The 20,638-nt window shown below is 66.1% G+C and carries 20 protein-coding genes and 1 tRNA gene; 14 read left to right on the top strand and 7 right to left on the bottom strand.

The window, feature by feature from the left end; all coding sequences use genetic code 11:
* Nucleotide 1 precedes the first annotated feature (1 nt).
* The 6 genes from fcl to GQE99_RS20870 all read right to left on the bottom strand — a co-directional run bounded on the left by fcl (nucleotide 2) and on the right by GQE99_RS20870 (nucleotide 7,585).
* A complete protein-coding gene (fcl, locus tag GQE99_RS20895) occupies nucleotides 2–943 on the bottom strand; it encodes a GDP-L-fucose synthase (protein ID WP_161353867.1) in 942 nt (313 codons plus the stop codon).
* On the bottom strand, nucleotides 940–2,064 hold the full coding sequence (gene gmd, locus GQE99_RS20890) for a GDP-mannose 4,6-dehydratase (RefSeq protein WP_161353866.1): 1,125 nt from the start codon (nucleotides 2,062–2,064) through the stop codon (nucleotides 940–942). The genes fcl and gmd overlap by 4 nt, the downstream gene beginning before the upstream one ends.
* Nucleotides 2,061–3,332: a WcaI family glycosyltransferase gene (locus GQE99_RS20885; RefSeq protein WP_328794253.1), complete on the bottom strand. Its 1,272-nt coding sequence runs from the start codon at nucleotides 3,330–3,332 to the stop codon at nucleotides 2,061–2,063. Before GQE99_RS20885 ends, gmd begins: the two co-directional genes overlap by 4 nt.
* Before the next feature lie 76 nt (nucleotides 3,333–3,408).
* Entirely contained in the window at nucleotides 3,409–4,863 is a 1,455-nt protein-coding gene (locus GQE99_RS20880; RefSeq protein WP_161353864.1) for a mannose-1-phosphate guanylyltransferase/mannose-6-phosphate isomerase, read from the bottom strand.
* Nucleotides 4,864–4,915: 52 nt separating this feature from the next.
* Nucleotides 4,916–6,331: a phosphomannomutase gene (locus GQE99_RS20875; RefSeq protein WP_161353863.1), complete on the bottom strand. Its 1,416-nt coding sequence runs from the start codon at nucleotides 6,329–6,331 to the stop codon at nucleotides 4,916–4,918.
* A gap of 84 nt (nucleotides 6,332–6,415) precedes the next feature.
* A complete protein-coding gene (locus GQE99_RS20870) occupies nucleotides 6,416–7,585 on the bottom strand; it encodes a nucleotide sugar dehydrogenase (RefSeq protein WP_161353862.1) in 1,170 nt (389 codons plus the stop codon).
* 341 nt (nucleotides 7,586–7,926) lie between these two features.
* Here GQE99_RS20870 and GQE99_RS20865 point away from each other — a divergent pair, with 341 nt between their 5' ends.
* The 4 genes from GQE99_RS20865 to GQE99_RS20850 all read left to right on the top strand — a co-directional run bounded on the left by GQE99_RS20865 (nucleotide 7,927) and on the right by GQE99_RS20850 (nucleotide 12,267).
* Nucleotides 7,927–9,645 carry a bifunctional sulfate adenylyltransferase/adenylylsulfate kinase gene (locus GQE99_RS20865; protein ID WP_161353861.1) on the top strand — a complete coding sequence of 573 codons (1,719 nt, stop codon included), beginning with the start codon at nucleotides 7,927–7,929 and terminating at the stop codon, nucleotides 9,643–9,645.
* A gap of 406 nt (nucleotides 9,646–10,051) precedes the next feature.
* Nucleotides 10,052–10,474 (top strand): TadE/TadG family type IV pilus assembly protein, encoded by a 423-nt coding sequence (locus GQE99_RS20860; RefSeq protein WP_161353860.1) that lies wholly within the window; start codon nucleotides 10,052–10,054, stop codon nucleotides 10,472–10,474.
* A gap of 2 nt (nucleotides 10,475–10,476) precedes the next feature.
* On the top strand, nucleotides 10,477–11,790 hold the full coding sequence (locus tag GQE99_RS20855; RefSeq protein ID WP_161353859.1) for a pilus assembly protein TadG-related protein: 1,314 nt from the start codon (nucleotides 10,477–10,479) through the stop codon (nucleotides 11,788–11,790).
* 108 nt (nucleotides 11,791–11,898) lie between these two features.
* A complete protein-coding gene (locus tag GQE99_RS20850) occupies nucleotides 11,899–12,267 on the top strand; it encodes an MAPEG family protein (protein WP_161353858.1) in 369 nt (122 codons plus the stop codon).
* A 3-nt stretch (nucleotides 12,268–12,270) separates the two neighbouring features.
* On the opposite strand, the gene GQE99_RS20845 is transcribed toward GQE99_RS20850, so the two are convergent.
* Complete coding sequence (locus GQE99_RS20845) at nucleotides 12,271–13,107, bottom strand: class I SAM-dependent methyltransferase (protein ID WP_161353857.1); 837 nt, start codon at nucleotides 13,105–13,107, stop codon at nucleotides 12,271–12,273.
* Between the two features lie 96 nt (nucleotides 13,108–13,203).
* On the opposite strand from GQE99_RS20845, the gene GQE99_RS20840 reads away from it, so the two are divergent.
* From GQE99_RS20840 to rplL, 10 genes are all read left to right on the top strand, one after another.
* Nucleotides 13,204–13,279 (top strand) — tRNA-Trp (locus GQE99_RS20840).
* Nucleotides 13,280–13,417: 138 nt separating this feature from the next.
* Nucleotides 13,418–14,755: a hypothetical protein gene (locus GQE99_RS20835; protein ID WP_161353856.1), complete on the top strand. Its 1,338-nt coding sequence runs from the start codon at nucleotides 13,418–13,420 to the stop codon at nucleotides 14,753–14,755.
* An 81-nt stretch (nucleotides 14,756–14,836) separates the two neighbouring features.
* Nucleotides 14,837–15,034 carry a preprotein translocase subunit SecE gene (gene secE / locus GQE99_RS20830; RefSeq protein WP_161353855.1) on the top strand — a complete coding sequence of 66 codons (198 nt, stop codon included), beginning with the start codon at nucleotides 14,837–14,839 and terminating at the stop codon, nucleotides 15,032–15,034.
* A 224-nt stretch (nucleotides 15,035–15,258) separates the two neighbouring features.
* Complete coding sequence (gene nusG / locus GQE99_RS20825; protein WP_161353854.1) at nucleotides 15,259–15,792, top strand: transcription termination/antitermination protein NusG; 534 nt, start codon at nucleotides 15,259–15,261, stop codon at nucleotides 15,790–15,792.
* A 137-nt stretch (nucleotides 15,793–15,929) separates the two neighbouring features.
* Nucleotides 15,930–16,880, top strand: a complete 951-nt coding sequence (locus GQE99_RS20820; protein ID WP_161353853.1) for a serine hydrolase domain-containing protein — start codon at nucleotides 15,930–15,932, stop codon at nucleotides 16,878–16,880.
* Between the two features lie 182 nt (nucleotides 16,881–17,062).
* The gene (gene rplK, locus GQE99_RS20815) at nucleotides 17,063–17,488 is read left to right on the top strand and encodes a 50S ribosomal protein L11 (protein WP_161353852.1); all 426 of its coding nucleotides are present in this window, start codon (nucleotides 17,063–17,065) and stop codon (nucleotides 17,486–17,488) included.
* Between the two features lies 1 nt (nucleotide 17,489).
* Nucleotides 17,490–18,188, top strand: coding sequence for a 50S ribosomal protein L1 (gene rplA / locus GQE99_RS20810; protein WP_161353851.1), 699 nt, complete (start codon nucleotides 17,490–17,492; stop codon nucleotides 18,186–18,188).
* Between the two features lie 226 nt (nucleotides 18,189–18,414).
* The gene (locus GQE99_RS20805) at nucleotides 18,415–19,020 is read left to right on the top strand and encodes a hypothetical protein (protein WP_161353850.1); all 606 of its coding nucleotides are present in this window, start codon (nucleotides 18,415–18,417) and stop codon (nucleotides 19,018–19,020) included.
* A gap of 431 nt (nucleotides 19,021–19,451) precedes the next feature.
* The gene (rplJ, locus tag GQE99_RS20800) at nucleotides 19,452–19,964 is read left to right on the top strand and encodes a 50S ribosomal protein L10 (protein WP_161353879.1); all 513 of its coding nucleotides are present in this window, start codon (nucleotides 19,452–19,454) and stop codon (nucleotides 19,962–19,964) included.
* Nucleotides 19,965–20,036: 72 nt separating this feature from the next.
* Nucleotides 20,037–20,414, top strand: a complete 378-nt coding sequence (gene rplL / locus GQE99_RS20795; RefSeq protein WP_161353849.1) for a 50S ribosomal protein L7/L12 — start codon at nucleotides 20,037–20,039, stop codon at nucleotides 20,412–20,414.
* Nucleotides 20,415–20,638: the final 224 nt, after the last annotated feature.

Below are 20,638 nucleotides of genomic sequence, written 5' to 3'. Positions count from 1 at the left end.
CTCAGCCCCGTGCTTCGCCCGCGAGGAAATGGGCGTAGGCGTCGCGAATGCCCTCTTCCAGGGGCCGCGCGCGGTTCCAGCCCATCGCGTGCAGCCGCCCGCTGTCCATCAGCTTGCGCGGCGTCCCGTCCGGCTTGGTCGCATCGAAGACCAGCTCGGCCTCGTAGCCCACGACCCGCGCGATGGTCTCCGCCAGTTCGCGGATCGACACCTCGACGCCGGAACCGACGTTCACGTGCTCGGCCCCGGAGTATTCCTTGAGCAGGAAGACCAGCGCATCGGCCAGGTCGTCGCAGTGCAGGAACTCGCGCAGCGGCGTGCCCGAGCCCCAGACCTCGACCCGCTCGGCCCCGCTTTCCTTCGCCTCGTGGAACTTGCGCAGAAGGGCGGGGAGCACGTGGCTCGATTCAAGGTCGTAGTTGTCGCCGGGGCCGTAGAGGTTCGTCGGCATCGCCGAGATCCAGTCGCGCCCGTACTGCTTGCGATAGGCCTGCATCAGCTTGATGCCTGCGATCTTGGCGATGGCGTACCATTCGTTTGTCGGCTCCAGCGGACCGGTGAGCAGGCTGTCCTCTGCCATGGGCTGCGGTGCCATCTTCGGGTAGATGCAGGAGGAGCCGAGGAACAGGAACCGCTCGACGTCCGCGGCATGGGCGGCGCGTGCGATGTTGGTTTCGATCAGCAGGTTGTCCTGAAGGAAATCGACCGGATGCGTGTCGTTGGCAAGGATGCCCCCGACGCGCGCCGCGGCCATGACGATGACATCGGGCCGCGTCTCGGCCATCCAGTCGTCGACCTCGGCCTGCCGGGTCAGGTCCATCACCTCGCGCCCTGCCGTGACCACCTCGCAGTCTTCCGAGGCCAGGCGCCGCACGACCGCGCCCCCGACCATCCCGCGATGGCCCGCGACCCAAATGCGTTTTCCGGTGACATCATAGCTCATGAACGGCCCTCCGTCGAAATCGGCACGGTCAGCCCGTGCTGGTCCAGAAGCGCGTGGCGGCGCGCGGCCTTGAGGTCTTCCGCGACCATCTCGGCACACATTTCCTGCGCCGTGATCTCGGGCTCCCATCCGAGTCGGGCCTTGGCCCTTGCCGCGTCGCCCAGCAGCGTCTCGACCTCGGCGGGCCGGAAATATCCCGGGTCGATCCGCATCACCACGTCGCCGGGCTTCACGGCGGGTGCCACGTTGTTGTCGACCGACTTGACCACCGCGACCTCGTCCACGCCGTCGCCGCGAAACTCGAGCTCCATCGACAGCTCGCGCGCGGCCCAGTCGATGAATTCGCGCACGGCGTACTGCTTGCCGGTCGCGATCACGAAATCCTCCGCTTCGTCCTGCTGCAGCATCATCCACTGCATCCGCACGTAGTCCTTCGCGTGCCCCCAGTCGCGCAGGCTGTCGATGTTGCCCATGTAGAGGCAAGGCTCGATCCCGAGCGCGATGTTGGCGAGCCCGCGGGTGATCTTGCGCGTCACGAAGGTTTCGCCGCGCCGTGGGCTCTCGTGATTGAAGAGAATCCCGTTGCAGGCATACATGCCATAGGCCTCGCGGTAGTTCACCGTGATCCAGTAGGCATAGAGCTTCGCCACGGCGTAGGGCGAGCGCGGGTGAAATGGCGTCGTTTCGCGCTGCGGGGTCTCCTGCACCAGCCCGTAGAGCTCGGAGGTCGACGCCTGGTAGAAGCGCGTCTTCTTTTCCATCCCGAGGAACCGGATCGCCTCCAGGAGCCTCAGCGTTCCGATCCCGTCCACGTCGGCTGTGTATTCCGGCGCCTCGAAGGACACCGCGACGTGGCTCTGGGCCCCGAGGTTGTAGACCTCGTCGGGCTGCACTTCCTGCAGGATGCGCGTCAGGTTCGACGTGTCGGTGAGATCGCCGTAATGCAGCTTGAAACTCTGCCCCTCGGTGTGCGGGTCTTCGTAGATGTGGTCCACCCGCTGCGTGTTGAACAGCGAGGCCCGGCGCTTGATCCCGTGGACCTCGTAGCCCTTCTCCAGCAGGAACTCTGCCAGGTAGGAACCGTCCTGCCCGGTCACCCCGGTGATCAATGCGGTCGTCATGCGTTTTCCTTCTTGGTGACGTGTGTGTCGGCCATCTTGTGCGGCGCGTCTGCGAGGCGTCCGAGTTCGGCGTGAAAGCGCGCAAGAATCGCCGTCTTGTCCCACCGTTCGAGCGCGCGGCGCCGGGCTTCTTCGCCAAGACTATAGCGCAGGGCGGGATCATCCAGGAGCCGCTCCACCGCCCGCGCTGCCGCCGCGCCATCGCCGGGTGCTGCGAGGAGGCCCGCGCCTTCGACCTCGCGGCCAAGGGTCGTGCCCGCCTCCGCGGTGGCCACCACCGGGCGGCCGGAGGCGAGCATGTTGGTCAGTTTCGAGGGCAGGACAAGGTCCGCGGCCCCCGCGATCTGGGGAAGAAGATGCACGTCGGCCATGCCCAGAAGGTCGCTCAACCGCTCGATCGGTTGCAAGGGCAGGAACCGCATGTTGGCCACGCCTTCGGCGCTTTCCATCAAGGCGTCGCGCAGCGGTCCCTCGCCGCAGACGACGACGGTCACGTCGCCCCTATGGGCCAGCGCGCGGGCGATCGCGGGCAGGATCTCGAGCCCCTGCTTGTTGGCCAGCGCGCCGGAGTAGAGCGCGACGAAGCGGGTCTCGATCCCCAGCTCGGCCTTGAGCGGGGACCGACCTTCCGGCATCGGCGTGACCCGCGCGATGTCGGCCCAGTTGCGCAGCTCGTAGGTGCGCGCGCGTGCGACGCCCTTTTCGGGGAGCTTGGCCAGCATCGGCGCGGAGATCGTGCTGACCCGGTCGAACCGGCGCAGCACCCACCGCTCGAACGCCAGGGCCAGGCGTCCCGCCGCGCTGCCGCGTGACAAGAGGCCGGTGGCGAAGGCCGCCTCGACCTCATAATCCTGCACGTGGAGCCAGGTACGCGCCCCGGCCGCCCGTGCGGCGAGCCACGCGGTGGGAGCGGAGAGCAGGCCCGGGGCCACGGCGAACACGATGTCGGGCCGGAACCGCAGCGCCTTCCACAGGGCGACGGGCAGGGCGCTCAATGCAAAGCTTGCGTGGTGCAGGACCCGGCGGGCGCCGGTGGGTTTGCGTGGCACGTAGAGCGGGCAATGCACGACCCGTATCCCGTCAGGCCCGCGCGCGCGGCGCCAGACCGGGCCACGCCAGCCATCGAACACGCGCCAGTCGGGGAAGTAGGGCAGGGCGCTCACCACCTCGACGCGCGCGCCCTGGCGGGCCAGGTCCTCGGCCAGCCCGGTCGTGTAGACGGCACAGGAAATGACTTCGGGCCTGTAGTTTATGCCGACGATCAACACCCGCACGGATCAGCGCCCACCCGGCGTCGGCAGGGCGCGTGCAGCGCGGCTCGGGGTGGTCGGCGTCCCCGGCACTTCAGCCCTTTTCGCCTTGCCCACGGGCGTAGACGTCTTCGTAACGCACGATGTCGTCTTCGCCCACGTAGGCCCCGGTCTGCACCTCGATGAGCACCATCGGCACCTTTCCGGGGTTTTCCATCCGGTGGACCGCGCCCAGCGGCACGTAGATCGACTCGTTCTCCGAAACGAGCTTCACCTCGTCGTCCACGGTGACCTTGGCGGTGCCTTCGACAACGATCCAGTGCTCGGAGCGGTGGAAGTGGCTTTGCAGCGACAGCGACGCGCCCGGGTGGACGAGAATACGCTTCACCTGGAACCGGTCGCCCACCACGAGGCTTTCGAACCAGCCCCAGGGACGGTGATCGAGCGGGAAGTGGGTGGCCTGGCTTGCCCCCTTGGCCTTCAGCGCGTCGACGGCCTGCTTGACCTCCTGCGCGCGGGTCATGTCGGCCACGAGCACCGCGTCGTTCATCGCGACGGCCATGATGTTGTCGAGTCCGATCCCCACGACCTCGAGCCGGTCGCTGTCCGAGCGCAGCAGCGTGTTGTTGCAGTCGATCGCCGTCGCCTCGCCCGAAAGGACGACCCCGTTCTCGTCAGGCCCCGCCTCGCGCCAGACGGCGTCCCAGCCCCCCAGGTCGGACCATCCGCCGGCGAAGGGCACCACGCTGAGGTTCGGGGCCTTCTCCATGACGGCATAGTCGATCGAGATCGACCCGGCTTCGCTCCAGGCCTCGGGATCGAGGCGCAGGAAGCCGAGGTCGGGGTTGGCGGCGTCGACCGACCGGGTCACCGGCGCGACGAGGTCGGGACAATGCGTGTCGAAGCCCGCGATGATGTCCTTGGCGGCGAAAAGGAAGATCCCGGCGTTCCACAGGTAGTGCCCCGCCTCGACCATACGGTCGGCGGTCTCCGCGTCCGGTTTCTCGACGAAGCGCGACAGCTTCACCGGCTCGCCTTCCCAGTCGGGCTCTCCCGTAAGCTCGAGGTAACCATAGCCCGTCTCGGGCCGCGTCGGGCGGATGCCGAAGGTGACGAGCTCGCCTTCCTCGACGGCCGTCAGACCCTTGGCCACGGCGGCCTGGAACGTCTCGGTCTCGGGCACCACGTGGTCGGAGGGTGCGACCAGCAGCACGGCCTCGGGATCCTCTCGCACGGCGTGAAGTGCGGCGGCCAGCACTGCGGGGGCGGTGTTGCGCCCCTCCGGCTCGATCAGGATCGCGCCGGGGTCGATCCCGATGCCCTGCAATTGCTCGGTCACGATGAAGCGGAAGTCCGAGTGGGTCACGACCACCGGCGCGGCGAAGTCGAGCACGTCCGTCCGGCCCGACAGCCGGCGGGCCGAAGCCTGGAACAGGGTTTCCTCGCCGACGAGCGGCACGAATTGCTTGGGATAGCTTTTTCGCGACAAGGGCCAGAGCCGGGTGCCGGAGCCGCCGCACAGGAGCACCGGAACAATGCGTGTCACCATTTGGAAATTCCTTTTTCGTTCAAGTGCATCGGATGCCGCGCGCCTGTGTCTGTCAAGAAGAGGGGCCTGCGCCCTCCACCAGTTCCGCCTTCAGTTTCGCAAGGTGGCGCTCGACCAGTTCCTGCGCGTCTTCTGCCGTGTCCGCTTCCGCGTAGCATCGGCATTCGGGGGCATTGCCCGAGGGGCGCAGGTGGACGGTGCGTCCGCCATCGAAGCGTACCCGCAGCCCGTCGGTAAGGTCGATCTCCGCCTCCGCCCCCATTCCCTCGAAGAACGTCCGACGCGCCGCCGCGTCCCGCGCCAGCCGGTCGATCAGCGCGCGTGAGGCCTCCGTGGGCACCTCTTTCACCCGGTCCGCGGCGGTGAACACGCCGGGCAGGTCCGCCACGAGATCGGCGAGCGTCACCCCCCGTCCGCGCGCGGCGGCCAGCGGGGCCAGGATCGGGAGCAAACAGTCGCGCGTCATCAGCGGCGCGAGGGTGCCTTCGTCAAGCGAAGCCGTGAAACCCAGAAGGAAGCCGCCATTCGCCTCGTACCCCACGACCCGTGCGTCTGGATTCGCGGCGCGCACCGTCTCCATCGCCGCGATGACGAAAGGCGATCCGATGCGGGTCTTTTCGATCCGGGCGAACTCCGGCATCCGGTCGATCATCGAATTGGAGGAGACCGGCGTGCAGATCACCTCCGCGCCGAGCGCCCGCGCGGTCAGCGCGCCAAGGACATCCCCGGGCACCACGCGCCCCGCGGCATCCGCGACCAGCGGACGGTCCGCATCCCCGTCGGTGGAGATGACGGCATCCAGCGCGTGCTCGGCGCACCATGCCACGATCTGCGCGCGCACCTCCGGGTCGACCGCTTCGGTGTCCACGGGAATGAAGGTTTCGGACCGCGCCAGCGGCACCGGGGTCGCGCCAAGGGCGGCGACGACGTCGCGCATGGCGTCACGCGCGACCGAGCTGTGTTCGTAGATCCCGATCCTGAGCCCCGACAGCGCTCCTGGCCCGAAGGCCCGTTCGTAGCGCGCAACGTAGGCGGCCATCGTGTCGGACGACCGGGCCAGCCCTCCACGCGGCCCCCTTGTAGGTGTCGCGCCGAGGTTGGCCTGGATCGCCGACTCGTCGTCCTTCCCGATCTCGCCCGTCGGCACGTAGAACTTCAGCCCGTTGCGATCCGCCGGAATGTGCGACCCGGTGATCATCACGGCCCCATGCCCCTGCGCCATCGCCTCCAGCGCCAGCGCGGGGGTCGGCACGGCTCCGCAATCGACCGCTTCCAGCCCGGTCGCGCGCACCGCGTCGATCACCACGTCCGCGATGTCCGGCGAGGACGCGCGCAGGTCGCGGCCCACGTGCACCGCCCCGCCATGCGGACAAGCCGCGAGGAAGGCGCGGACATGGTCGCCGACCAGCTCCGGTGTCAGCTCGGTGACGAGGCCGCGAAGACCGCTCGTGCCGAATTTGGGGGGCATGTGCTGAAAAGTCCTTTTCCCGTTAAAGTTGTATGGGGAGTGTGCAACGAAGCGGACCCCGCCCGCAAGCATCAACGCCACGCATCATGTGTCGCCTCCGAACAGGTCGCGCGTGAACACCTTGTCCGGCACGTCCGAAATGTCCGGGTGAAGCCGGTTCGCGACGATCACGTCCGCGGCTTGCTTGAAGGCCGCAAGGTCCGGCTCGACGCGCGAATTGAAGAAGGTGGGCCCGGGCAGCTCCGGCTCGTAGACGATGACCTCGATCCCCTTTGCCTTGAGCCGCTTCATGATGCCCTGGATCGAGCTTTGCCGGAAATTGTCCGAGCCCGATTTCATCACCAGCCGGTAGATGCCGACCACCTGCGGCCCCAGGGCCTGAATACGCTCGGCCAGGAAATCCTTGCGCGTGGTGTTGGCGTCCACGATGGCGCGGATCAGGTTCTGCGGCACGGCGGTGTAGTTGGCCAGGAGTTGCTTGGTGTCCTTGGGCAGGCAGTAGCCGCCATAGCCGAACGAGGGGTTGTTGTAATGCGTGCCGATGCGCGCATCGAGCCCGACGCCTTCGATGATCACGCGCGGGTCGATGCCGTTGGCCAGCGCGTAGCTGTCCAGTTCGTTGAAGAACGCGACGCGCATTGCGAGATAGGTGTTCGCGAAAAGCTTGATCGCCTCGGCCTCGGTGCTGCCGGTGATGAGGACGGGGACGTCCGGGTCGAGCGCGCCCGCCTTCAGGAGGTCCGCGAAGTCCTGCGCGATGGGTGCGCCCCCTCCGACCACGATGCGCGAGGGGTGCAGGTTGTCGTGAAGCGCGCGGCCTTCGCGCAGGAATTCGGGCGAGAAGATGATGTTCCCCACGTCCATGCTGTCGCGCAGCCCGGCGGTGTAGCCCACGGGGACGGTCGACTTGATGACGATGGTGGCCGTCGGATTGATGCGCCGGGCATCCGCGATCACCGCCTCGACCGACCGCGTGTCGAAGTTGTTCGTCACCGGGTCGTAGTCGGTGGGGGTGGAGACGACGATGAACGCGGCATCCGCCATCGCGGTCTCGGCATCCGTGGTCGCGGTGAGGTCTAGCGGCTTGTCGCGCAGGTAGGCGCCGATCTCTTCGTCGGAAATCGGGCTTTCGCGCCGGTTCACCTGCGCCACCCGGTCGGCGTCGATGTCGAGCGCGACGACGCTGTGCCGCTGCGCCAGGAGGACGGCGACGGACAGTCCGACATAGCCGATCCCGGCCACTGCGATCTTCATTCCCGGTCCCCTTGCCTTCCGGTCCGCGGCGTCCCCCGGCCGCGTCATGGCCATCGGTAGCACCCCGGCGCCCGCGCTCAAAGCCGTCCCGCGCCTCTCCGGCCACGTCCAATAGGCGGTCCCGGCCGCGCGGGTGCGGAACCGCGTTCCTTGGCGGCCGCCCTGCGCGCGCCTTGCGGTCCTTCGCGGCGCGTCCTGCGAAGGATGACATCACGCGAGCGGCGGTAATGTGGCAATGGCGTCCCTCTTTCATGGCGGGCCCTTGCTTTCGGGGAAAGCGGGGGAGTAGATGCCCCCGAAAATCCAAGCACCGCCTTCGATCCGATCAAGCAAAAAGGCATTTGACGATGTTGCCCAACCTGGCCCCCATTCCCGAACTCTACGTCTCCTACGAATCCGCCCAGAAGCTGAAGGTGGAGGCCGGCGATCTCGTGAGCTGGGACCTGACCCCGCGCCAGATCTGCGATCTGGAACTCCTGATGAACGGGGGCTTCAATCCGCTGAAGGGGTTCCTGTCCGAAGCCGACTACGACGGCGTGGTCGAGAACATGCGTCTTGCCGACGGCACGCTCTGGCCGATGCCGATCACGCTCGACGTGTCCGAGGATTTCGCAGCCTCGCTCGAGGAAGGGCAGGACATCGCGCTGCGCGACCAGGAGGGCGTGATCCTCGCCACCATGACCGTCACCGACAACTGGGTGCCCAACAAGGCGCGCGAGGCCGAGAAGGTTTTCGGCGCGGATGACGAGGCGCACCCGGCGGTGAACTACCTGCACAACGCGGCCGGCAAGGTCTATCTCGGCGGCCCCGTGACCGGCATCCAGCAGCCGGTGCATTACGACTTCCGCGCCCGCCGCGACACGCCCAACGAACTGCGCGCCTACTTCCGCAAGGTGGGCTGGCGCCGCGTCGTGGCCTTCCAGACGCGCAACCCGCTCCACCGCGCGCACCAGGAGCTGACTTTCCGCGCCGCCAAGGAAGCGCAGGCAAACCTGCTCATCCACCCGGTCGTGGGCATGACCAAGCCGGGCGACGTCGACCACTTCACCCGCGTGCGCTGCTACGAGGCGGTGCTGGACAAGTACCCGGCCTCGACCACCTCGATGAGCCTTCTCAACCTCGCCATGCGCATGGCCGGCCCGCGCGAGGCGGTCTGGCACGGGCTCATCCGCCGCAACCACGGCTGCACCCACATGATCGTGGGCCGCGACCACGCGGGCCCCGGCAAGAACTCGGCCGGCGAGGATTTCTACGGCCCCTACGACGCGCAGGACCTGTTCCGCGAGCACCAGGACGAGATCGGCATCGAGATGGTCGATTTCAAACACATGGTCTACGTGCAGGAACGCGCGCAGTACGAACCGGCCGACGAGATCGAGGACAAGGACGACGTCACCATCCTCAACATCTCGGGCACCGAGCTGCGCCGCCGTCTCCAGGAAGGCCTCGAGATCCCCGAGTGGTTCTCGTTCCCCGAGGTGGTCCGCGAATTGCGCCGCACGAAGCCCCCGCGCTCGCAGCAGGGTTTCACCGTGTTCTTCACTGGCCTGTCGGGCTCCGGCAAGTCGACCATCGCCAACGCGCTCATGGTCAAGCTGATGGAGATGGGCGGGCGCCCCGTGACGCTCCTGGACGGTGATATCGTGCGCAAGAACCTCAGCTCCGAGCTGGGCTTCTCGAAAGAGCACCGGGACCTGAACATCAAGCGGATCGGTTACGTGGCGAGCGAGATCACCAAGAACGGCGGCATCGCCATCTGCGCCCCCATCGCGCCCTACGCGGCCACCCGCCGCCACGTGCGCGAGGAGATCGAGCAATACGGCGCCTTCGTCGAGGTCCACGTGGCCACCTCACTGGAAGAGTGCGAACGGCGCGACCGCAAGGGGCTCTACAAGCTCGCCCGCGAAGGCAAGATCAAGGAGTTCACCGGCATCTCCGACCCCTACGACGAACCGCAGACCCCCGAGCTGCGCGTCGAGACGGAGAACGTCGACGTGGACAACTGCGCCCACCAGGTGATCCTCAAGCTCGAAAGCATGGGGTTGATCGCCGGGCAGTAAGCGCGGAACATGGGACAGTCGGGAAGGCCGGGGCGAACGCTCCGGCCTTCTTGCTTTCAGGGCGAGGAATGCCGACCGGCCGAGCGAGATCCGGCGCCGACCTCCGCAAGGATACTGGACAAGCGGGAATCGGTGTGGCGGCGCATTTTGCGTCTCAATTATGTTTCGCCGATCCGGATCATGAAGGAAGCTTGGCGTAATTTGGGCAAGTTCGGGGCGTTCCTGCGCAAAGCATTGAAATAAATGGAATTAAGGTGGGGCGACAATGTGTCGCCAAGTGCGGCATTGATGTGAAGCGGCCAAGTTCCTGCCGCAATGTCATGCAACCACTATTGATCAGGCGCCGCATCGACCTCTCGGAACGCGGTTCGGGGGCATGGGTCGCGGCCAAGAAGAAGAGACGACAATGTTCAGTAAGTTTCGTGCGAAAGGTGCGCTCGGGCTTCGGTCCTTCGCGCGTGACACGCGGGGAAGCGCGACAGTCGAGTTCATCCTCTGGGTGCCGGTCGTGGTGGCGATGTTCTGCCTGATCGTGAACGTCACGGTGCTCTATTTCAGCCAGAACGAGGTGCTGCGCGCCATCCAGGATGCCAACCGCAACCTGTCGATCGGCCGGCTCAGCTCCGAGGTCGACGCGGAAAACTACGTCATGCAGCGCATTTCCGGGAAGCTGCCCAACGCGGTGGTCGACTCCGCAATCACGGCGGGCGTGGTGACGACGTCGGTGTCGTACCCGGCCAGCGACCTCATCTTCTTCAACCTCTTCAAGCAGATCACGGACCTGACATTGTCGGCGAGTGCAGGTCACGTCATCGAAGACTGGACCTGATCATGTCACCGCGGATCACATCGTTCTGGCGACGTGACCACGGGTCGGTGACCGTCTTCGGACTGTACCTGTTCATGGCAACGGTCGCGGTCGGGGCGATCGCGCTGGACGTGGCGAACGCCTACCGCATGAACACGCACCTGCAGGTCGCGGCGGACTCGGCCGCCCATGCCGCGCTCGTGACCCGTGAAACGGAAGACGTCAGCACCGCGAAATCCGTGGCTCTTTCGGTCGCCAACACCGCGATGCCGCCCGAGCGCTATGGCGACGTGCTGCGCGCGGAGGACATCTACTTCGGTCATTGGGACGCCGACACCCAGTCGTTCGACATCGACGCCGGGTCGCGTGACGCGGTGCTCGTGGACACCGGCCGCCTCGCCGAGCGCGGCAACAGCCTGAACACCGTGCTCCTGCGGCTCGTGGGACAGGACGACTGGAACATCCGGCGTCCGGCCGTCTTCGAGACATACATTCCGACCTGTTTCCGGGAAGGGGTCGTGGGCGACGACATCGTCGAGTTCACGTCGAACAACGTCTTCAAGTCCGGCTTCTGCATCCACTCCAACACGGCCGCGTCCTTCAACACCGGCAACGAATTCGAGACCAAATCGATCGTGTCCATGCCCGACCGGCGCGACGTCGTGCTGCCCAGCGACGGGCTTTCTTCGAACCCCGGCCTGTCCGCGGCGCTGCGCGACGGGTCCTACCAGCTCCGTATCCTGGGACGGATCGACGACATCATCAGCGGGGTGCTGAATCCCACGTCGCCCTATTTCCGGAGCTGGATCGACTCGGGGCTGCTGTCGCTCGACGTGGACCGCACCGCCAAGCTCGACGACACCCAGTTCACTCCGCACCGCACGCATGTCATCGCGTGTTCGACCTCGTCCCAGAGCGCCAAGATCCATGCGGCGACCGTCCTGAAGGACGTGGTGATCTGGACCAACTGCAAACTCCAGTTCGGCGAGAATGTCGTTCTGGAGAACACCACCATCGTGAACACCAATACCGACACATCCTCGATTTCCGGCGCCTCCGGCGTCCAGATCGGCAAGAACGACAATTGCGCGCCGGGCGGCGGGGCGCAGATCGTCACCAAGGGCGGCGTCAATTTTCCGCAGTACCTGAAGATGTACGGCGGCCAGATCATCGCGTCCGGCGACGTGAGCTTCACCTCCGACGCCGACGGGATCGAGGGCGCTTCGATCATCTCGGGCGGGCGCGTGGACGGGACGACGGACGGCGTCATGGCGTTCTGCGGCGGCGCCGGGATGGAGAACAATTTCGAAGCGCTCTACTTCAAGCTGGCCTTCTAGGCCGCGCGCCCCGTGTCGGCCGTTTCGGCGCGACACTCCGGGATTACCGGGTTCCCTCCTGACCGATCCGCGTTAGCCTGACCGCACAAACGTATCGGAGGAATTCCCATGTTGAGCTGGATACTCGCGGCCATCGTGCTGCACGCGATCTATGTCTTCACCCCCACCCTTCTGTATTTCCCGACCGAGGGGGTGTCGCGTCACATGGGAGGGCGGGATGACCTGCCGCCGGCGCCGCCGCTGGTCGGGCGGGCCCGCCGGGCGCTTGCGAACTGGCAGGAAAGCCTGCCGATCTTCATTCTGCTCGCGCTCCTCGCCGTGGTGCGCGACGTGGACGTCGCGACCGGTGCGGCGGTCTTCGTGATCGCGCGGCTCGCCTACCTTCCGCTCTACCTCACCGGCATCCCCGGCCTGCGCACGCTTGCCTGGGTCGTGGCGGTCGTCGGGCTCGTGATGATGGCGCTGGGCCTGTTCTGAGGCTCAGGCGGGCGGCACCATCTTCCACGCCTCCCGCACGCCGGGGGCGCGGTCGATGGCCGCTAGCGCGTCTTCCAGCCGGTCGGACAGGCCGAAGGCCTCGTACCAGGCACGGCCCGACTTCAGGATCGCGGCGAGGGCGGCATCGGACAGCGTATCGGTGCGCGCCTGCTCCAACGCGGCCGCTGTGAGGGACGCGGTGCAGCCGAAGACCATCGTGGTGTCATGCACATGGGCCAGCGGCACGAGCCAGTCGCGCAGAAGGACCATCTGCGCCATGACCCACGGTTCCCGCCAATGCAGCGCGCCGCACTGCACGACGACCGACCCCGGCCGCAGCGCCGGGTAGAAGACCCGCGCGATGGCATCGAGCGTTTCGGTGGATTTCGACGCGTCGACCACCAACACCTCGATCGGCTCTCCGGTCCAGCCGGCCTCGCGCAGATCGCCCCGGTGCAGCGTGATCCCGTCCATCCAGTCCGCCAGCAGCATCTTGAACGCCGGAAGGATGTCGCGCCCCTCGAAGGGGGCGATTCCCGCAGGGTAGAGCATGGTGCGTTTCAGCCGGTCGTCCGCGCCGAAGCGGTCGTAGGCGTGAATCTCCACCCGTCGCCCCGAGGCCCGCAGCCCCTCGGCCAACCGCGCTGTCGATCCACCGGCGAACGGGCCCAGGTCCACGACCGCGCCCTCGCCGCGTACCCATTCGGCCCCCAGCCAGTGCAGAAGCAGCTCTTCCTCGTAGCCCAGCATGGTGGGCACATGGCGGGCCGGGCCCAGCCGTTCGGGCCCGCCGGGCAGCCAGGGCCCCGTGTCGAAAACCGAGAAATCGCATGCGCTCATCGCATGGCGATTAGCATGGGCCCCATGATCCGCCAAGCGTGTCGAAAACCCCCTTGAAAGCCATGACGGCTTGGCTTATTCCCCAAGCCCGGCCATAGGGGTATAGCTCAGCTGGTAGAGCGACGGTCTCCAAAACCGTAGGTCGCGGGTTCGAACCCTGCTGCCCCTGCCAAAACCTTCCGGAAAACCTTACCTTTTCCGACGATCTCCCCCCGGTAATTCCCAGACCTTGCCCCATTCGCGCCCCAGTTGCGCGCTCAACTGACCCTGGTTCTGCTTGCTTACGGGGTCAGTCGTGAAAAGATTGATCGTGCTGTTCTTTTTCTTGCCCTGGTGGGCCTACGTCCCGATGGCGGGTGGCGTGGGCTATCTCGGGCATGCCCTTTACACCGATGCGCTCGAAGTGCAGGCGGCGCGCGAGGCCGCGCTGACCATCGGGGCGCCCGACCGGGTCGACCTCTCGGCCTTCGATCCCGCCCGTCACGTCGGCCCGGCCGACGAAGTGAGCCTCACCGGCTGGATCAACACCGACTACAACTACGAACTCCTGTCCCACGCCGACGGCGTGCCGGGTGCGCCGCGTTACCTCTACATGCTGTTCGGCCTCGGGGACGACGCCGGGTCGCGTGCGGTGCGGGCCGCCATCGTGCTCACCCAGGAAGAAAAGGACCGCTTCGTCGCGACGATGTCGGACCGGGTCCTGAGCTTTCGCGGCACCGACCCGGTGCTGAGTCTCGGCGGTTTCGCCAAGTCCGGCGATTTCATGTCGGGCCTGGTGTCCCAGGCGATCGCGGAGCAGGGGCTGACCAAGGCCGACGGGTTCTTCTACCTGTCCCCGTTTCTCGAAGGGCGCGCCGTCGCCCTGGCCGCCGACGGCGCGGCCGAAAAACAGCGCATGCAGGTCTGGCTCGTCGCCGCCGCGCTCGCGCTGCTCGGCCTGACCAAGAAGTTCACCAAACCGGGCCGTGCCGCAACGGCATCCAGAAAAACCAGGGCCCGGATCCAAGTCCAGGGAGGTGCGAACAAGAAGATGGACACCGAAGACATGCTCACGACCGAAACCCCCGATGCGCCGCTGTCGCGCACCATTGCGCCCGACAGTCCGCTGGGCCGGCTTGCGGCGCGCACTGCTCCGGCCGCCGCTCCCGCCCCGGTGGTGGAAGATGAAACACCCGTTGCCCCCGTCATGGCGCGCGCCCAAACGCGTACCGAGCCGCCGGCGGGCCGCTTCTCCAGCAACCGCTGCATCCTCGCCCTCGGGCTGGCCGCAGGCTTCGCCGTCAACGCGGTCTTTGCCGAGAACAGCGCCGCCGTGATCCCGGTGCCGTTCGTGGACGGCATGGTGATCGACAGCGCCCGTGCGCTCATCGGCCTGTCCGTCCTCTTCGGCGTCCTTGCCGTGATCTTCGCCCTGTCGCGCCGCGCCCCGGCTGCGGACGGCGCCCGCGTGGAGCCCCCGCTGCAGGCCGAACCCGTCCTGCACCCCGGTGAGGGAATCGCCCGGCACCTGTCGGCCGGCCGCCCCTGGGCGCGCTCCACCGACGCGGGTGACTTCAACGCGCCCCACGCGGTGAACTGCGACATGCGCGACCGGATGCGTGCCGATCCCTACGACCGGCTCGCCCAGCAGACGCGCTTCCGCCGCTGATCGGAGGCTCGCGGGACGAGACGGGTTGAAAAGGCGCCGGGCTTGGCGTATCTGCCCCCTGTTCCGCGAGAAGGCAGATCCATGGCAAAGACCAACCCGCTTCAGTTCATCCAGCAGGTCCGCTCGGAGGTGTCCAAGGTCACCTGGCCGACGCGCCGCGAGGTGCTGGTGACTTCCGGCATGGTGATCGCGCTGACCGCGCTTGTCGCGCTGTTCTTCTCGCTCGTGGATCTCGGGATCCGCTCGGGCCTGACCGGAATCCTCGGCTTCTTCGGCTGATCCGCACGACCGCCGGCGGACGCGCCCGCAGGGTCCGACCCCGGCATCGGCTTCCAGCATCACGCGGTCCGATGCGGCGGGCTTGAAAAACCGTGCGCGCGGGGGTAGACGAAGCGCCATTCCCCCAAGGCGTGCAATGATTCGAGTTGCACGCCGGTTTTTTTATCTCGGGGGCGGTTTGCGAAATTGGCGGCCCTGGCCCCCACAAGAACAGGACATGCAAAATGGCGAAACGGTGGTATTCGGTGAGCGTTCTCTCGAACTTCGAGAAGAAGATCGCCGAGCAGATCAAGACCTCCGTGGCCGAGGCCGGTCTCGAGGAAGAGATCGACGAGGTCCTGGTCCCGACCGAGGAAGTGATCGAGGTCCGCCGGGGCAAGAAGGTCTCGACCGAGCGCCGCTTCATGCCGGGCTACGTGCTCGTCCACATGGAGATGTCCGACGAGGGCTATCACCTCATCAATGGCATCAACCGCGTCACCGGCTTCCTGGGTCCGCAGGGCCGGCCGATGCCGATGCGTGATGCCGAGGTCGAGGCGATCCTGGGCCGCGTCGAGGAAGGGGTCGAGGCACCGCGCACGCTCATCACTTTCGAGATCGGCGAGAAGGTCAACGTCACCGACGGACCGTTCGAGGGCTTCGACGGGATGGTCGAGGGCGTCGACGAGGACAACCAGCGCCTCAAGGTGTCGGTATCAATCTTCGGCCGCGCCACGCCGGTCGAGCTGGAATACACGCAGGTTTCCAAGCAGGCGTAATTGTAGCCGTCAGGCTGCGAACATCACGGAAAGCGCCGGGGTCCCGGCGCTTTTTTCGTTTCGGGCGTCTGTTTTCCGGGCCCGGGCCGGCCGCGCCTCTGTATCCTGACCGGGTGTCGAATCCCCGGAGCCCTGCCTTGCGTGCCGTCCTTGTCCTGATCCTCGCGTTCCTGCCCATGCCGCTCATCGCGCACGAAGCCGCGATGGTGCGCCACGCCGTGATCGACGGGGTGGCCAGGACCGAGGTGCGGGGCGACGGCATGGACGCGGCGACCCGCTTTCCCGTGGCCTCCGTCGGCAAGATCTTCACGGCCTGCGCGGTGCTGCGATTGGTGGAGGAGGGGCGCCTCGACCTCGACACCACGGCCGCGCGGCATCTGGTCGGCGGGATCGTGGACGGCTTCGGCGGAATGCGCGGGGTGACGATCCGTCATCTCCTCACCATGACGAGCGGCCTGCCGGATTACTACACCGACGATTACCTGTCCGACGCGCTGGACGACCGCGACGGCGTGCAGCGCACGGAGGCCGCGCTTCACTACGCGACGGACGACGGGCCGCTTTTCGCGCCGAGGGAGGGCTTCGACTATTCCAACACCAACTACGTGATGCTGGGCCTGATCCTCGAGGCCGTGACCGGCCAGCCCTATGCCCGGGTGCTCGCCGACCGGGTGTTCCGGCCTGCCGGGATGACCGACAGCTTCGTCTTCGGCTCACGTCCGCTGCCGGACGACGTTGTGACGGGCCACGCCGGGCGCACCCATGTGCGCGCGTATTACGAGGGGCAGGGGTTCGGCGACGGCGGCGTGATCTCGTCGGCCCGGGACCTTGCCCGGTTCTATACCGCGCTCTTCGCCGGGCGCGTGCTGTCGGCCGATATGCTGGATGTGCTGCTGACGGATCCAATGGGCCAGGGTTACGGCATGGGGATCGAGGTCGAGGCGGGGATCGTCGGCCATTCCGGCGGCGACTACGGCTTCGCCGCGGACGTGCGGATGGACCCGGCGTCGGGCGATGTCGCGATCATGCTGGTGGCCCGGGAGGACGGCGATACCGACTGGGCCTGGGACCGGCTCGCCGCGCGGTGACGATCGGTCCGAATCCCTTGCCAAGCCGCGCCTGACGCTTTAAGAGCGCGCCACGCAGGGCAACCGACAGGTTCGCCCTGTCTGTTCTATGTGGGAGGCGAGGGCGTCGCGACGTCCGGACCGGACCACGGCAACAAAAGCTGACGGACGCGTCCGGAAGCTGTTGGAAAAGGAGATGGCCGATGGCCAAGAAACTTGCTGGCAAGATGAAGCTGCAGATCCCTGCAGGTCAAGCCAACCCGTCGCCGCCCGTGGGCCCCGCCCTGGGTCAGCGCGGCATCAACATCATGGAATTCTGCAAGGCGTTCAACGCCAAGACGCAGGAGATGGAGCAGGGTGCGCCTTGCCCCACCGAGATCACCTACTACCAGGACAAGTCCTTCACGATGGACATCAAGACGCCCCCCGCGTCTTATTTCCTGAAGAAGGCCGCCAAGCTGAAGTCGGGCGCGAACACCCCGGGTCGTGAGACCGTGGGCACCGTGACCGCCGCGCAGGTCAAGGAAATCGCGGAAGCGAAGATGAAGGACCTGAACGCGAACGACGTCGAGTCGGCGATGCAGATCATCCTGGGCTCCGCCCGCTCCATGGGCATCGAGGTGAAGTAAGATGGCAAAGCTTGGAAAACGCACCCGTGCCGCCCGCGAAGCTTTCGCCGGCAAAGAGAACCTGACCGTCGAAGAAGCTGTCGCGCTGGTGAAGTCCAACGCCTCGGCGAAGTTCGATGAATCGGTCGAGATCGCGATGAACCTCGGCGTCGACCCGCGCCACGCCGACCAGATGGTCCGTGGCAAGGTTTCGCTGCCCAACGGCACCGGCAAGGACGTTCGCGTCGCCGTGTTCGCCCGCGGTGACAAGGCGGAAGAAGCCAAGGCTGCCGGGGCCGATATCGTCGGCGCCGAAGACCTGATGGAAACCGTGCAGAACGGCGAAATCAACTTCGACCGCTGCATCGCGACCCCTGACATGATGCCGATCGTCGGCCGCCTGGGCAAAGTGCTCGGCCCGCGCAACCTGATGCCGAACCCGAAGGTCGGCACGGTGACGATGGACGTCAAGGAAGCCGTCGAAGCCGCCAAGGGCGGCGAGGTCCAGTTCAAGGTCGAGAAGGCGGGCGTCGTCCACGCCGGTATCGGCAAGGCCTCGTTCGACGAGGGCAAGCTGGTCGAGAACGTGCGCGCCTTCGTGGACGCCGTCTCCAAGGCCAAGCCGGCCGGTGCCAAGGGCTCCTACATGAAGAAGGTTTCGCTTTCTTCGACGATGGGCCCGGGCGTCTCGGTCAGCGTCGAAAGCGCGACCGGCAACTGAGCCTGCTCACATTGCGAATAAATGGAAGGCGCCTTCGGGCGCCTTTCTTTTTGATCGGCGGGAACCTTCCGACGAAGGGCATCCGAACGGGCGTTTTTTTGCCATCTTTGCGTGCCAATGCGGTCACGATGAACCCTCGCGACTCCAACGCGTTACGGGTGCATCCACACTCACGCAAATAAGAGCTCGGTCGTGCTTCGGACGCCGGGCGATAATGGAGGAAAAGATGACCAACTCTCTCACAAAGATCTTCGCGCTCGCCGCAGCGACCACGATGGCCGCGGCCCCGTCCGCGCTGCTGGCCGAGCCGGGTGGCAACGGAAACGGCAATGGCGGCGGCGCTTCCGCTGCGGCGCATGCGAACGCCGGCGGCAACGGCCACGGCCAAATGATGGCCGACGCGCGCAGCGGTGGCCAGTGGGGTGAGATTTCGTCCGAGCTGAAAGGCCTCAATGCCTCGAACGCCAGCCAGAACGGTCTCGAGAACGCCGATCCCGACAGCATGCCGGGCCGTCTCTACGCCTACCAGCAGACGGGTGGCCTCACGATCGACGACATCCAGGACGTCAACGTTGCCCGCCAGGAGGTCGCCACCCTCGAAGACATCACCGAAGAGGCCATGCTCGAACTCTTTGACGATGATGACGATGGCGAGATCAGCGAAGAAGAGCAGGAGGCCTACCAGGAAGAGCTCGACGCGGCGCGCGCCATCGTCGACCAGCTCGAAGAAGAATTCGGCGACGCCTATGCCGCGCTGGCTGCCACGCGCGAGGGGTCGCTGACCCTGTCGGCCGAGGCGCTGGCCGAGCTGAATTCGCGTCTCGGACTGTAATCCGCAGATGCGTCGGGCGGGCCTTCGGGCCCGTCCATGCCCGGGCGCGGGGCAGGGGGCATCCCAGTTTTTCCTCGCCGCGCCGCGCCCGAGCTGATATACTGATCGAACATTCCGGGGGTGACGGGCTGCGGGTGATCGCTGATCACGCGCCTGTGGCATTTTCCCCCTTCACAATCCGACTTTTTCCCTCTAAACCCCGCCCGGTCCGGTGTGCTGATGCTGTCAGTGCGCCTGACGATTCGTCCGAGACGGTGGGTGGAGCAATCCATAAATCCTGCCTGAGACGGGAAAAGACCAGATTTCTTCGGGTCGCCGCCAGGCGCCTCGGGTGATCTTGGATGGACCCGTAAGGACCCGACCATCGGGTGCTTCGCATCCGGTGAAACATGAGCCGGAAGGGTCACACCTTCCATACTTGGAGTGAAACTGTGGATAGAGCCCAGAAAGAGAAAGTGGTCGACGAACTCGGCCAGATCTTCGAAAGCTCTGGCGTCGTCGTGGTTGCCCACTACGAAGGTCTCACGGTTGCTGAAATGCAGGACCTCCGCGCGCAGATGCGTGAAGCGGGTGGTTCGGTGCGTGTTGCCAAGAACAGGCTTGCCAAGATCGCCCTTGAAGGCAAAGAGGCGGCTTCGATCGCCGATTACCTGACGGGCATGACCGTACTCGCCTATTCCGAAGACCCCGTGGCTGCGGCCAAGGTCATGGACAAGTACGCCAAGGGTAATGAGAAACTCAAGATCCTTGGTGGTGCTATGGGCGGGGAGGCACTCGACACCGCTGGTGTCGGCCGTGTCGCACAGATGCCGTCGCGCGAAGAGCTGCTTGCTCAGATCGCGTCCTGCATCGGTGCGCCCGCGTCGAACATCGCCGGTGCCATTGGCGCCCCTGCTTCGAACATCGCATCCATCCTGTCCACGATCGAGGACAAGGCTGCGTAAGCAATCAAGAGGCCGACGTAGCGTTGCAAACGCAGACGTTGGAACACATCTGACTAGAACGGAAACAGTACAATGGCTGATCTGAAGAAACTTGCTGAAGAGATCGTGGGTCTGACCCTTCTCGAAGCTCAGGAACTGAAAGAAATCCTGAAAGAAGAATACGGCATCGAGCCCGCCTCCGGCGGCGCCGTCATGATGGCCGGCCCGGCCGGCGACGCCGGTGGCGCCGCCGAAGAAGAGAAGACGGAATTCGACGTCGTTCTCAAGTCGGCTGGTGGCAACAAGATTGCCGTCATCAAGGAAGTTCGCGGCATCACCGGTCTTGGCCTGAAAGAAGCCAAGGAACTGGTCGAAGCCGGCGGCAAGATCAAGGAAGGTGTCGACAAGGCGGAAGCCGAAGACATCAAGGGCAAGCTGGAAGGCGCTGGCGCCGAAGTCGAGCTGGCCTAAGGTCCAGGTGGGCATGCCCACCCTGTGATATCGAGGCTGGGTCCGGATTTTCCGGGCCCAGCCGAACCTGTCTTGGCGAGGGCCATTCGCGGGCGCGGCCCGGTGACCCTCTCCAAGGCGCGGTTCACGGATCGGGCGGAAACCTGTGGGAGGGTTTCCAGGTATGGATCCGAACCCCCGTTTCGAGCGGCATGCAGGCCGGTGCCCCGGCGGCCCTGCGTGTC

Source organism: Maritimibacter harenae, assembly GCF_009882975.1.
GTDB classification, from domain to species: Bacteria; Pseudomonadota; Alphaproteobacteria; order Rhodobacterales; family Rhodobacteraceae; genus Maritimibacter; species Maritimibacter harenae.
The sequence above is the reverse complement of the archived record's forward strand: the minus strand, read 5'-3'. Positions and strand labels throughout refer to the sequence as shown.

What these genes read in the sequence shown, in the direction of transcription:
- fcl (WP_161353867.1), bottom strand. Translation starts at nt 943, where the DNA reads ATGAGCTATGATGTCACCGGAAAACGCATTTGGGTCGCGGGCCATCGC.
- gmd (WP_161353866.1), bottom strand. Translation starts at nt 2,064, where the DNA reads ATGACGACCGCATTGATCACCGGGGTGACCGGGCAGGACGGTTCCTAC.
- GQE99_RS20880 (WP_161353864.1), bottom strand. Translation starts at nt 4,863, where the DNA reads ATGGTGACACGCATTGTTCCGGTGCTCCTGTGCGGCGGCTCCGGCACC.
- GQE99_RS20875 (WP_161353863.1), bottom strand. Translation starts at nt 6,331, where the DNA reads ATGCCCCCCAAATTCGGCACGAGCGGTCTTCGCGGCCTCGTCACCGAG.
- GQE99_RS20870 (WP_161353862.1), bottom strand. Translation starts at nt 7,585, where the DNA reads ATGAAGATCGCAGTGGCCGGGATCGGCTATGTCGGACTGTCCGTCGCC.
- GQE99_RS20860 (WP_161353860.1), top strand. Translation starts at nt 10,052, where the DNA reads ATGTTCAGTAAGTTTCGTGCGAAAGGTGCGCTCGGGCTTCGGTCCTTC.
- GQE99_RS20855 (WP_161353859.1), top strand. Translation starts at nt 10,477, where the DNA reads ATGTCACCGCGGATCACATCGTTCTGGCGACGTGACCACGGGTCGGTG.
- GQE99_RS20850 (WP_161353858.1), top strand. Translation starts at nt 11,899, where the DNA reads ATGTTGAGCTGGATACTCGCGGCCATCGTGCTGCACGCGATCTATGTC.
- GQE99_RS20845 (WP_161353857.1), bottom strand. Translation starts at nt 13,107, where the DNA reads ATGAGCGCATGCGATTTCTCGGTTTTCGACACGGGGCCCTGGCTGCCC.
- secE (WP_161353855.1), top strand. Translation starts at nt 14,837, where the DNA reads ATGGCAAAGACCAACCCGCTTCAGTTCATCCAGCAGGTCCGCTCGGAG.
- nusG (WP_161353854.1), top strand. Translation starts at nt 15,259, where the DNA reads ATGGCGAAACGGTGGTATTCGGTGAGCGTTCTCTCGAACTTCGAGAAG.
- rplK (WP_161353852.1), top strand. Translation starts at nt 17,063, where the DNA reads ATGGCCAAGAAACTTGCTGGCAAGATGAAGCTGCAGATCCCTGCAGGT.
- rplA (WP_161353851.1), top strand. Translation starts at nt 17,490, where the DNA reads ATGGCAAAGCTTGGAAAACGCACCCGTGCCGCCCGCGAAGCTTTCGCC.
- GQE99_RS20805 (WP_161353850.1), top strand. Translation starts at nt 18,415, where the DNA reads ATGACCAACTCTCTCACAAAGATCTTCGCGCTCGCCGCAGCGACCACG.
- rplL (WP_161353849.1), top strand. Translation starts at nt 20,037, where the DNA reads ATGGCTGATCTGAAGAAACTTGCTGAAGAGATCGTGGGTCTGACCCTT.